General features: G+C 44.4%; 8 protein-coding genes. 3 read left to right on the top strand and 5 right to left on the bottom strand.

What is annotated here, in order from left to right:
• Positions 1–222: 222 nt before the first annotated feature.
• The 5 genes from PHQ42_04165 to PHQ42_04145 form a co-directional block, all read right to left on the bottom strand.
• The gene (locus PHQ42_04165; GenBank protein MDD5071900.1) at positions 223–2,463 is read right to left on the bottom strand and encodes an O-antigen ligase family protein; all 2,241 of its coding nucleotides are present in this window, start codon (positions 2,461–2,463) and stop codon (positions 223–225) included.
• A gap of 175 nt (positions 2,464–2,638) precedes the next feature.
• On the bottom strand, positions 2,639–6,298 hold the full coding sequence (locus PHQ42_04160) for a hypothetical protein (GenBank protein ID MDD5071899.1): 3,660 nt from the start codon (positions 6,296–6,298) through the stop codon (positions 2,639–2,641).
• Between the two features lie 597 nt (positions 6,299–6,895).
• Complete coding sequence (locus PHQ42_04155; GenBank protein ID MDD5071898.1) at positions 6,896–7,291, bottom strand: four helix bundle protein; 396 nt, start codon at positions 7,289–7,291, stop codon at positions 6,896–6,898.
• Between the two features lie 32 nt (positions 7,292–7,323).
• Positions 7,324–8,298 carry a DUF5667 domain-containing protein gene (locus tag PHQ42_04150; protein MDD5071897.1) on the bottom strand — a complete coding sequence of 325 codons (975 nt, stop codon included), beginning with the start codon at positions 8,296–8,298 and terminating at the stop codon, positions 7,324–7,326.
• Positions 8,288–8,887: an RNA polymerase sigma factor gene (locus tag PHQ42_04145; protein MDD5071896.1), complete on the bottom strand. Its 600-nt coding sequence runs from the start codon at positions 8,885–8,887 to the stop codon at positions 8,288–8,290. The genes PHQ42_04150 and PHQ42_04145 overlap by 11 nt, the downstream gene beginning before the upstream one ends.
• 820 nt (positions 8,888–9,707) lie before the next feature.
• On the opposite strand from PHQ42_04145, the gene PHQ42_04140 reads away from it, so the two are divergent.
• The 3 genes from PHQ42_04140 to PHQ42_04130 form a co-directional block, all read left to right on the top strand.
• A complete protein-coding gene (locus tag PHQ42_04140) occupies positions 9,708–10,055 on the top strand; it encodes a helix-turn-helix domain-containing protein (GenBank protein ID MDD5071895.1) in 348 nt (115 codons plus the stop codon).
• 489 nt (positions 10,056–10,544) lie between these two features.
• A complete protein-coding gene (locus tag PHQ42_04135; protein ID MDD5071894.1) occupies positions 10,545–11,762 on the top strand; it encodes a hypothetical protein in 1,218 nt (405 codons plus the stop codon).
• A gap of 53 nt (positions 11,763–11,815) precedes the next feature.
• Positions 11,816–12,430, top strand: a 615-nt coding sequence (locus PHQ42_04130; protein ID MDD5071893.1) for a hypothetical protein, incomplete at its 3' end; no start/stop codon positions are given.

The raw sequence follows: 12,430 nt of genomic DNA, 5'->3' as shown, positions 1-12,430 counted from the left end.
ATTTTCCTTAAGGCTCTCCTGCCTGCTTACCACATCGTCAATATAAGCCGCTAACTTCGGGTATTGCTCCTTTAAATTTTGCAGGTCAGCCTGCTTTTTATCGCCGGTAAAAAAATACCAGCCGGCGGCGGCAATAATTAAAGCCGCCAAAACAAAAAGAATAATTTTTTTGACCATAAAATTAAGTAATAAAATAATTTTTTCAATTATCTTATTTTATTTTTATTTATATTTATTAATATCTATCCCCTGCTCTCTAAAAAATTTTTCCGCTTCCGGAGCCAATTCCGGCTGCAACTCCACGGCTTTGCTTAGATTGACGACAACTTTCTCCTCATCCCCGATGCCCGCATAAGCCACGGCCAAGCTCGCGTAATATTGGGGATTGTTCGGCTCCTTGGCTATAAGAATCTCATACAAAGAAATAATATTTTCATAATCCTCCACCTCCGCGTAAACATCAATTAAGTACAAAATATTGCCCCTGCCGAAACCCATGCCGAAATTTTTCCCTTTCTCAAGTTCCTGCCGGCCCTTCTCTTTTTGCCCGTCCTGCATCAAAGCCAGCCCCAAAAACCAGCGCGGTTCTTCAAAGTCCGGGTTGCCGGCAACCAATTCTTCCAGGATTTCTATGCTTTCCCGGTTCCGGCCGGCAATCAAATAATTTTTAGCCAGCATCAGGGGGACGCTCTGCCTGGATTTATTAATTTCCCAGGCCTCCTTAAATACTTCTTCCGACCGGAGATAATATTTATTGTCAATATATTCGCCCATAAAGCCGTACAATTGCCCGGCCCAGAAGCGCGCCACATAAGAAGTCGGATATTTCTCGATCTGGTCTTCAAAAATATCAGCCAGGGAAAGAGCCACCGGTTCCAAAGTTTCTTTGTTCAGAATCTGCTTGCCGTCAAAATTACCCAGGTCCTGCGTAAGGAGTATGGCCTGCTCCCATAAAAACGGCGCTTCGGCCGCCAGAACTTCCGGGGCTTTTGTCCGCCATAAATATAAAGATTGGATTTCGGCCGCGTCCGAAACATCGCCCATCAGCACCGAAGCCCTGAAAAAAGAATAATTTTTGTAAACGAAAAAAGGGGTGATGATTATAAAAACCAAAGCGGCCCAGCCGATTATTTTGTAAAAAGCGCGGTGGCCGCAATAACCGGCTTCTGCCCGGGTTGAACCGAAATAAAAGCCGGCAAAAGCCAAAAGCCAAAACCAAAGCTGCAAAGAATTGGCCGACTCAATCCCAAAGCTGTTTTGGACTAAATAAGCGACGGCCGCGCCGATTAAAATTATAAAGCCCAATTTTTCCCGCCCCTCCTCCCGGCTGATTGTTATTTTTATCAGATATAAGAACAGGGTGGCGATAATTCCCAAATAGCTTAAAAAGCCCAAAAAGCCCATAGTGCTCAAAACTTCAAGGGGATAACTGTGCGGCTTATCCCAAACAGTTTCGCCCAAAGAATATTTCAAAAATTCCGGATTATAATGTTTGTCAAAGGCGTCCTGAAAATTTTCCGCGCCCCAGCCGAAAACAGGTTTATCCTTCCAGCCCTTAAAAGCGATTTCCCAAGCCATCAGGCGGGTGCTGGCGGTTGTGACCGCGGTGTTTATGTCCAATAATCTGGCTACTATCGAAATATTATTCCTTAAATAAGGATTTTTTTGGTTGAAAACATAAAGGCCGACGGACAGGACGAGAAACAATATCCCGCCGGCAACAACCATCTTTTTTGTTTTCCCGCCCTTGCCCAAAAATAAATACGCCAGCCAAATTATGAAAATCCCTCCCATTAAACCGATGAAAGCGCCCCTGATTTGGGTAAAAAATAAAGCAATCAGATTTAAAACTCCGATTGCCAGAACCGGCCAGCGCCATTTATTATTTTCATCCAGCAAAAAAAACAAGGCCAGCCCTAAAAAAGCCGGAAGAATCAGATAGCCGGCAAAAAACAAGGGGTTGCCGATCATGCCGCTAAGCCGCGCGCCCTTGACAATAACCCCGTCCAAAAAAGAAAAATACCCGCCGAACCAGGCCAAAAGGGACGAAATAAAGCTGATTATCAAAATCCAGATTCCCAGATTTTGCCAATCTTTTTTGGTTGTGAAAAATTGGCGCAGAAGAAGGTAAAAAATCCCGAAATGGAGATAGGTGAAAACTCCCTGCGCCCGGCTCTGATACCCCCAGAAACTCCGGTTGAAATTGACCCCGAAAACGGCGGAGAGAATTTGCGCGCCCAAAAAAAACAAAACCAGATAATCCAACCGGTCCAATTTTTTGAATTTTTTTTCTTCCCCCATCCCGAAATAAACAAGCGCCAGAACCAAAAGAATTTCCACTAAAATCTGAAATAAAACCGTCTTGCCGAAATGCCAGGGATACATGGTCCGGCTGGTAAAAACCAAGGGCAGAATAAACGCCAAATAGATAAAAATTTTTATTATTTTTTTCAATTTCGCCATATTTATATAATACAATAATCAACCTTTAAAATCAAACGCGCTATAATCCCCCCACCCCCTTTTTCCCCCTTGATAAAGGGCTTGCCTACCGGCAGGCAGGGGCGAGGGGGATTTGCCAAAAACAAAACCCCGCCTCTCGCAAGAGGCGGGGTTTCTATATCAATCGTTTCAGCAATTAATAGGTCAGGGTCTTAGGAATCAACGGCAGGCTGTTGACAGTAGTAACGGTTGATACCCCGTCATACCAGACAACGTCTCCGGCCGCCATATTGACTGACAAAGCGAAATCGCCTGTCACGTTGCCATCGGTTGTATCCAAAGTAAAGATAAACAACTTAGTGGCTCCGGAGGCAATCTCCACGTCAGTCATGCCGGCGTCAGTAATGTCGGTATCGCCGAAATTCTGATCGCCAGTCGCTAACCAGTTCGTGGTTCCCAGATTGGTAGTGCTGGTGCTGTCTTTGTAGATGGTCAGGGTCCTGTTGGCGGTGTTGGAGATGGTGGTTGACAAAGCCAGGTTAACATACTTGACAATGGCGGTGTAATTACCGGCATTAGCCGAGTTGGTGAGGTTAATCTTGGCGATTGTCTGGGCAGAACTGCCGACTGTGGATCCTGACGGAGTGTCGCCGGCCCAAGCCGCGGAGATCTTAGTCCTGTACACCGTCATGGTGTTGCAGGTCTGGTCAACGTCGGTGGTCGAATCGCTGGTCGCGTAGTAGTCAATGGTATTGCCAGAAGTGGTCAAAACCACGCCTGATTGGACACCCTTGGCCACTATGGTTTCGGTGGCGGTAATACCGTTCTCTATCAGCATACCAAACTGGTGGGTGGAAGCGGAAGACGCGCCATCGCCCGCCGTAGCCACGTCCGCTTTGACGATAATCGTCTTGCTGCCTCCAGCCGGAACCGTTATATTGATTCCGCCAAAAGTGGCATGGGCATAAGTGGTGGTGGCATTGGTGGTGTCAAGCTGAACCGGTCCGCCGATTGAAGTGGACGGATCAGCCGCGTCGTAAATCTTGATGTTCTTCAGGGTACCGGTAGCGGCAGAGCTTACACTGTTGGATATCGTCATCTGGGTGATGTTGATATCCTCGGAAGCGCTGGCTTCCAGTTTGAACCTCGCGACTTCCTGATCCGTGGCGCCCATTACCAGTTGCTGGGCAACCGGCATATCGGCATCGTCGGAAATGTTCAGGTTGCCGGCCGCGGCAATGTACATAGTCTGCAATTCGTAATCAGCCGGGTTTTCGCTGGCGTCAGCGCTAGTGACATCTCCGGTAGCTGATACGGAAGCGAATTTCAAACCGAAAATATCTTGGGCTTGGTCAGACGCGCCGCTCTTAATATCAGCATAAACATCAACTACATATTGCCCCCCGGCCGCGATATTGATCGCCGGACTCGGGCTGAAATTATAGGTGCCGACCGCGGAAGCGCCAGACTGGGTAAGGTTGCCGATCGTGGAACCTAGCTGGGTGCCGCTGGAATTCTTTATTTTTAGATTCTGGAAATTCTCGCCCATTAAGGTGGTGGTGGAGTAATCAACAAAAGATACCTGGGTGACGGTTACGGCTTCGCCGGCTCCGGCAGTCAAAGTAACAGACGCTATTTTGACACCGGCCGCTCCGATAACTCCGTTCGGATTGCTGGATGATCGGTCGCCGAAAGAAGTGTTTTCCGCCGAAGTCAAAACGCCGGTCCTTACAGTAAGGACATTAGCGCTGATAACGCCGCTGGTGTCGGTTGTGCCGGTCAATTGTCTGGTGTAATCAACGGATTTGCTTTGCGGTGTCGTTCCGGTGGTAGAACCTAATTTAAAGGTAATGGTTTCGGTATCGAATAAATCAGTATTGGAGCTATCTTTCATCGTAGCCTTGACAACCAAGGTCTTGGTTGTGCCGGCCGAGATAATAAAGGCATTGCCGCAGGCGACTTCCGTATCATCATTTTCAGCTAAATCAATAGTCGTGCCGATCTGGGAGCCGTCAACGTAGAATTTAAGCTGGTATAAGCCATCATCGGTAGTTTGGGTATCAACATACGGCCACAGGCTGTCAACCTTAATATCTTCGCCGACCGCGGTAAAGTCAAACTTGGCGATTTCCACGCCAATGGCGTCTTTGGCCACGTTGCCGCTCGGAGAATTAATATTCTTGGAAACGGTTAAACTGCCGGTGTTGATGGTAAGATCCGAACCATAGCTAACCTTGGTAAAGGTATCGGCTTGGTTAGGAGTGAGATAAACACCATAGCCCAAATCCTTGGCCATTATATCTTCCTTGTTGTAGAAATAAAGGCGATAAGTCCGGCTGGTTCCGCTTACAATGTCGGCTTTCAGGGAAATAGTTTTTTGCAAGCCCTTGCTAATCTGGTAAGGGGTGTCAAAGTCAAAGGTAATGGTCTTGTCAGAGGCCATAGCCGCGACAGTTGAGCCGATCTGGACTCCGCCTACATCCAACTTGAAGTTGGCTAGGTCGGTAACGCCCACTGTGCCGATAATCGTGAATTTCAATCTTTCAATGGAAATATTCTGATCAGCGGAAGTGGCTGTGAATTTCCAGATTTCCTGCCCGGTTGTTCCCGGATCCGGATTGGACATAGTGCCGCTGGTGGCTATTGTTATTTTACCCAAATCAGTAACCGTGGCAGTGGACATGGTGTTGCCGGTCATCGGGAAGCTTCCGGAAACCGCCGCGCCGTCAGTCGTAACATCAGTCGCGGCTAAAACGGAAAAGTTATAAGCTCTGGAAGCGGCCGAGTCTTTGTCCAAGTTAACCTTTAAGGTAATGGCCTTGGTCGTTCCGGCCGAAACCGTGAACAAACCGGCGCTGCTGGTAAAGGTTAAAACGCCTTCGGAAATTGAACTGTATTTTGCCAATAAAGTGTCTCCGTCATAGAGATAAAATTCGGCAAAATCCGTATCGGCTGAAGGAACTCCGGCTCTCTTAAACTTCAAAGTCGTAACTTTTACCGCGCCGTCAGCGGCCGCTGTAAAGTTGGCTTTCAAAACCGGAATCATGGCTTGAGCGCCGTCAGCGCCGGTTTCGGTCAGGGTGGTAACGGACGCCGGATTGTCTGAAGCCAAAGCCACAGTCAAACCGGTTCCGGCGCCGGGAGTAATTCCTACTCCGGCTCCACCGCCTTCGGAAGTGTCAACTAAATCGCTGTCAGCGGCGGCAATCTCGGTCCCCAAAGTCGGCAAAGTCAAAGTGGAAGTGATGACATCGCTCCATTTGAAGCGATTGGCCGTGAAAGCGGCTTCGGTCGCCACTTTGCTGGCGGTGCCATCGGCATTGATGTAATAAACATCAGCCTCGGTTCCAAACTTGACCAAACTGCCGGTCGGGTAAGCGGTTGAACTTACATTCGTAGCGCTCACCGTATAGTTGGTGAAGAAAGCGTCAGAAACGTCAACCACGCGCTTGGCCCATTCAGCTCCGTAAAGAGCGGCAGCCGTAGCTTCGTCCGGAACCCATTTCAAGGTCCCGCTCGGTTCAACGGCGTAAACCTTGGGGTCGGTTGTGATCTTAACTAATTTAGTACCCGGTCTGATAGTGACGTTGGCTCCCAACGGATATGACTCTAACTCGCTTTGAGGAATAGTCACCACGCTGGAAAAGTCGCTATACCAGGAAAAATAAGTCTGTTCATTAGGGAAAACATATCTCTTACCATCAGCTCCCAAGTAATAAACGGAAGAAAGCCCGTCCATCTTGATTAAGCTACCGGCTGAAGCGGCGGCGCTTGCTTCTGGAGCAACCACTACGCTCATCGACAGAACGGTAACTAACATGACGCTGATAGTAAAAACTTTTCGTATTCTACTCATAATAAATTTTTTTTCTCCCGCACCTTTTAAGCATTTGTATCATTTTTATCTTTATCGATTTCTATGCTTCTTCTGATTACGCTATGGCAGAATCTCTCCGCAGAGGATTCTGCCGGATATATATTTTACTTTACGCCGCGGGCAGAATCCCCTGTATCGGGAGATTCTGCCATAGCGGGGAAAGGTAAACATAATACATAAATACTTATGCTTAAAAGGTGCGGGATGCACGCTTCCTAAATAAAACTTAAGGCAAATCAACCGGAATCCCGTCCCCCGCACCTATACTTACCAAAGAAAAGCGAAAACGGCACGGAGTAAATTAACATGGGGAAAATTTACTCCCGCCCTATTTTAGTGAGTATAGGTGCGGGGTAAAATTTGTTGATTTACTGAACAGTTTTGATTTAAAAAGCAATTTTTATTTATTAATTTAAGCAAACCTATCCCTCCCGAGTGCTCGGGATCGGAACTCGACCTTTACCAGGCCTACTTGTCTCCACTAATGTGGATTTGGCAATCCCGAATGCTCGGGATTAACAATTCAACACTAGTTAAATAAAATAATATAAAAATAAAATAATATAAAAAACTAACCTACCTTCTGTATTTTAATTGCTGCTCTTTTAAGAACCCTATATAACCATTAGTGGCTCTTTCCACATTCTTCCCCTCCTTATATAGGTTATTAAACTTTTCTTGATTTATATAGCCTTCGTCTAGAGCAACATATAGCTGGTCTAAAACCTCAACAAGGGAACCTCTCGCTATCCGGCAAAATTGTATGTTTTCCTGAAAATTATACCGGCCATAACCCTCTGCGATATTAGATGATATTGATATGACCGCCCTTCTTATCTGCGATGTCAAACAATATAACTCTTCTCTGGGAAAAAATTTTGTAATTTTGTAAATATTTCTCCTGAAATCTCTGGCTAACTGCCAAGCTTTTATATCTTCAAAACTATGCTGTTTTTGATTTACCCCCTCCATTTTTTATATTATTTTGTTATTTTGTTATTTTGTTATTTTATTTTTATATTATTTCCAGCCAAGGGCTGGTCAGCCTCTGGCTGATATTCTTGCGTGCTGGTCGCCCCTTCGCTTACTCCCCTTACCTCGCCCCTATCTTCCGGTTTTATGTTATTTACAATATTGCCGGCTTCTTCCAATTTATTCAGGGCGCCGTCATAGTTTTTTTCGTTAAAAAGCTCTTCGGCTTCTTCCAGCATTTTATGGGCGTCTCCCAAATTAACCGGATAACCGCCAATTTCTTTCGCCGGCGTGTTTGTCGCCTTTTCTTCTTCTCCTGTTTTAACTATCTCGGCTTCCGGCTGATTGCTTCCCATGGCCGTTTCTTCCTTTTTCTGCGGTCCGGAAACTTGCACGCCCTGTTCTTCTTTTTCCAGATTGGCGCTAAAGACTCTTACTTCTTCTATTCCCGCCGCTTCTTCTTTTTTGGGCTCTTCCGGAACCCCCAATTCCTTAAGCTTTGTTTTGGCCACTGTCATTTCTTTTTTAAAATTCTCTGATAATTTTTCCGTCTTGGACTTCCCGCTTTCATCGCCTGAATCTGTCTTGGCCAGAACCGCGGTTATGTCTCTGGCATGGTCATTGGCGAAATTGAAGCCCAATTTGGCTTTCTTCTCTTCGTTAAAAGTGACTGCCAATTGCGCTTTCTCGCTGATGATCCTGGCTATATACAAAGAACTGTCCGGCTTGGTCAAACGGGCGGCTTTTACGCTAAAGATACTGCCGCCGGCAATAAGCAAACAAACAAAAAACACCGCCCAGGCCGGGGCTGAAAAAAATTTCACGGCCCTGGCAAAACCGAACGGTAAAGCAAAAACTTTTGTCATCGCTCCCTTTTCTTCCGCAACGGAAACCGCCGTGGCGGAAATCTGGCTAAACAAAATTCCCCGGTTCTTTTCTTTCCATTCCCTGTCCGGAGCGATTGATTTCAAACTATTTAATTTTTTTATCAGCTCGTTATTTTCCATCTAAGTTGTCAGTTAATTCTCTTAAAGCTTTCAAGGCGCGGTGGATCAGCACCCGCACATTGTTTTTCGGCTTATCAAGGATAGCCGCTATCTCCTTTATATTCAACTCGTCAATAAATCTCAAAATAATAACTTCCCGATATTCGTCTTTCAGTTCTTGCAATTTTTTTTCAATCAGGCCGAAATCTGAATTTATTTCCGCCTGTCTGGCAAGATCCTGCTTTTCATCCCTTATGTCTATCTGTTCGCCTTCTTTGTTTTCCAGAGCGACTTTGTTAAAACCGGAATTCTTTCGGTAATAATCAATGACCGAATTTCTGGCTATCTTGTAGATTAACGGCTTTAAAGTTTTGGAATCCTCTACGCTGCTGTCCTGAATATAATTCCAGGCCTTTAGAAAAACAATTGAAGTCAAATCATTGGCCTCTTCTTTATTGCCCACTTTGAAATAGACAAAACGGAATATCTGGTCAACGTATAAATCATAAGCCTCTATAAAGGCCTCTTTGTCCTTTTTTTTCACGCCAGACAGAATTTTCCTTTCCCGCCTTTTTTCAGTTAAAGTATTTTGGATTTTATTAAAGTCCATTATCTCTTTATGTCCGCCCGGGTTTTCGGCCTTGGCGAACTAATTAATTATACGTAAAAAACAGGGAAACATTACAGTTCAATACGTTCGTTCCTTTTTAAACCTTTTGGTGAACCCCGCAAAAAAGTGAAACTTTATGCGGGGTGAACCATTAATGCGAATATTACAGTGATTTTTAGACATTTGTGCAACTATGCGAATGCTACAAATACTTATAATTCGTGGCATTCGCATTATAGCAGGAAAGTTTAGACCCGCAGGAAGAATTCGGATTAAAGGATTATTAAATGGTTTAAGCCCGGCAGAAATTATTTCTATAAAGTAATTCAAAAATCAGGGAAAATAATCCCCTGCTATTAATAAAAAGGCTAGTATTAGCCCCAAAAAATATCATTTTTTAAACTATTAACACCCTTATTTGCTTCTTAAATCCTAACACATTTAGCTGAAGAAAGCAATTCATTAAGGCAAAAGGACACAAAAACACGAAAACACAAAAACAAAAAAGGAAATTTGGGATTACTATGTTCCTATTTCTTTTTTCCTTGTTTTCTTGTTTTTTTGCTTTCTTGAACTGCCCTTGCTTTTTTTTAACACTATGTTAAGATATTAAAAAATAAATGGACTTTAGTCTAATGTACCTTAGACTTAAAAGATAATTTCTCCCCCTTAACCTTCTACAAAACTGCTAAAATATTATTTTTGGGTTAATTTTATATAATTTAAGTCCACAAGAATGTAGACTAAAAATAAAAAATTGTTTTATATTAGCTAATTATATATTTAAGTCCACAAGAATGTAGACTTAAGTCTTGAAATAATGCTTAAAAAATATAAGACACGCGTCCAGCCAATTAAAACCGACTTTGTTGAAAACATTAAAAAATCAGAAAAAAAGAATCAAAACAATAAGTATCCACCCCTTACAGAAAAAAACATAAAAAATCCTCTCTGGCTTTCCGTTTCTGAAGCGGCCAAATTGGGCGGAGTGCAGACAAAAACCATCAGGCGGGCCATAAAGTCCGGCCATTTAAGGTATAAAATTATTGGCAACCGCTATTTAATCAATTTGGAATCCCTGATAGCTTTCTCATACTCTAAAAGAAAATTAATGAATAAATTAAACGAACACGGCCTTGGGCAATATATAGAAAAGTGGGAAAAATAGCTTAAATAAGCTTGAAAATATAAAAATAAAATAATATAAAAAACAATGCCCGCCTGCCGGCAGGCGGGAAATAACATAAAAATTATAAAATACAGGATTTATCTCCCTGTATTTTATTTATTTCTAAAAATAGCTATAAAAAACTTTTTTTAGAACAATTTTATTTTATTTTGTTATTTTATTTTTAAAATTGAGTTATCCACAACTTGATGTTTGTAAAAAATAATGAAAATATGGTATAATCTAAAAAAGAAAAAGAGAGAATAGTTTCCCGCTAATTACTAATTACCAACTATTAACTAACATACTTCCCACCCCCATGCCTTATGTTTCGTTTTTGCTTTTATAAAAATAATTTTTTTGTTAGGGATGGCAAAAATTTCTCTCAAGATTCCCAATTAGGAAATCAACCCTATTATTTTATATTTTCTTTAACTTTAAATAATGCTGGCCCAATTTAAACGGCCAGCTTTATTTTATTTAAAAAATATGAAAAAATTTATTGAATCAAAATCCAAACTAGCCTTGGAAATAACAATTACTTCTTTCGCCGCCACTTTGATTCTGGCCGGAATCGTCGGCGCCACCACTATCGGAACAAACATCTCCACCGACGGAACCCTGGCTGTTTCTTCCGGCTCCACTCTTGCCACCACCACCATCTCCGGCGGCAATCTGACAGTGGGTACGGACACCTTTTTCGTTGACAGCAACAACAATTATGTCGGTATCGGCACGACTTCTCCCGCTTATAAATTAGACGTTTACGGAAATTCAAGAATTGATGGCGCGATGAAAATCGGCGCCTACACTTTGCCTTCGACCGACGGTTCAACCAGCCAAGTTTTGAAAACCGACGGTTCGGGAAATTTAACCTGGCAAAACGACATCAGCACCGGCGGGGGCGTCGGGGCCTGGCAGATTATTTCCGACGGTATTTATAACGCCACTACCACGGACACGGTTTTAATCGGCGCCGCCGCCATAGCCAACGGCGCTAATTCCCTGGAAGTCACTGGCCTTTCCTATTTTTCCGGCAATGTCGGCATCGGCACGACTTCTCCTTACGCCAAACTTTCAGTGGCGGGGCCGGCGGTGGCGGAATATTTTACAGCCACATCTTCTACCGGAAACTCCGATTTTGCCGGGACCGGGACTTTCAAATCTTACATAGAGCTGGGAACAACAGATACCAACAGCCGAAACCAAATATGGAATTATATGCCTTCCAGCGTCTTAAGGCTGGGGGCTTGGTCAAGCGACGGCGATACCGGCAAGAATGTTGCGTCAGAAGGCGTAGTTATTTATGGAAAAAACACAAATGGAGATGATATGGACAACGGCATGGGAGGCTATGCGCGCATAAAGCACGACCGCTTCGGCCTATACAACCAAAAAATTGCCAGTCTTGACAATTACTATTTTCGCGTTGACCCGACAAGCTTGTATTTAAGGAAAGACGACGCTGTAAAAAGTTTTGAGGTCGCCAGGGCAACCGGAAATCTGATGACCCTGGGAACAATCGGAATCGGCTCAACCACGCCCTCGGCCATGCTGGGAATAGGTTCGGACGTTTCCGCGACTTCTACCGTTGATTTTGGAAAAATGTGCTGGCGGGTAACCGCGCCGGACGCTTCCACCCAGGTTTATATTTACTACAACGCCGTTACCGGCGCTCTCGCCACCACGTCGGTTAGTTGTTATTAAATAAACAAAAACATTAAATTTAATAAGGCGACTATAATAATTATAATAAATTTATGGCTAAAACACCTAAATTGGTTTTATTCTTAGCGGTCTTTTTGTTGGTTTCTCCTGTTTTTGCCGCTACCACTGATTTCACGGCCAATGGCGACATCACGGTTACGGGCGTAACTTTCGGCGACACCGCGATTGACGTAACTATTCTTGACGAATCTACGGCAGAAAGCTGGAGTTTTGATTCCGGAACCTTTACGGTTACCAACCCCGGATCCGCCTTTAAAGTAGCTTGCAGTGATACAAATGTAAAAGCAATCTCCGTCACTTCCGGTTCCGCCACGCTCGCCTGCGCAAAAAATTCCACTCCGGGGACAAGCTATGTCACCTTTCCCACAACTTCGGGAACTTACACTTTAACCTTGACCACAACCAATATAACTTACGCCACAACCTATAATTCTGCTTGCGGAGCCGCTACTTGCGAAAACGGTTATTCGGTTATTGGATCAGGCTCCGCCGCCTATTGTATAATGTCTACCAGCGGAAGCGGCTCGGCTGTTCCCGCCACTCCCGCCACCCCGGCTGTTCCCGCCACTCCCGCCACCCCGGCTGTTCCCGCCACTCCCGCCACCCCGGCTGTTCCCGCCACTCCCGCCACCCCGGCTAAAGCCGCC

Source organism: Patescibacteria group bacterium (assembly GCA_028711655.1).
Taxonomy (GTDB): Bacteria; Patescibacteriota; Patescibacteriia; order Patescibacteriales; family JAQTRU01; genus JAQTRU01.
This window is presented reverse-complemented; position numbering and strand designations above follow the sequence as displayed.

What these genes read in the sequence shown, in the direction of transcription:
- PHQ42_04145 (MDD5071896.1), bottom strand. Translation starts at nt 8,887, where the DNA reads ATGGACTTTAATAAAATCCAAAATACTTTAACTGAAAAAAGGCGGGAA.
- PHQ42_04155 (MDD5071898.1), bottom strand. Translation starts at nt 7,291, where the DNA reads ATGGAGGGGGTAAATCAAAAACAGCATAGTTTTGAAGATATAAAAGCT.
- PHQ42_04160 (MDD5071899.1), bottom strand. Translation starts at nt 6,298, where the DNA reads ATGAGTAGAATACGAAAAGTTTTTACTATCAGCGTCATGTTAGTTACC.
- PHQ42_04140 (MDD5071895.1), top strand. Translation starts at nt 9,708, where the DNA reads ATGCTTAAAAAATATAAGACACGCGTCCAGCCAATTAAAACCGACTTT.
- PHQ42_04165 (MDD5071900.1), bottom strand. Translation starts at nt 2,463, where the DNA reads ATGGCGAAATTGAAAAAAATAATAAAAATTTTTATCTATTTGGCGTTT.
- PHQ42_04150 (MDD5071897.1), bottom strand. Translation starts at nt 8,298, where the DNA reads ATGGAAAATAACGAGCTGATAAAAAAATTAAATAGTTTGAAATCAATC.
- PHQ42_04135 (MDD5071894.1), top strand. Translation starts at nt 10,545, where the DNA reads ATGAAAAAATTTATTGAATCAAAATCCAAACTAGCCTTGGAAATAACA.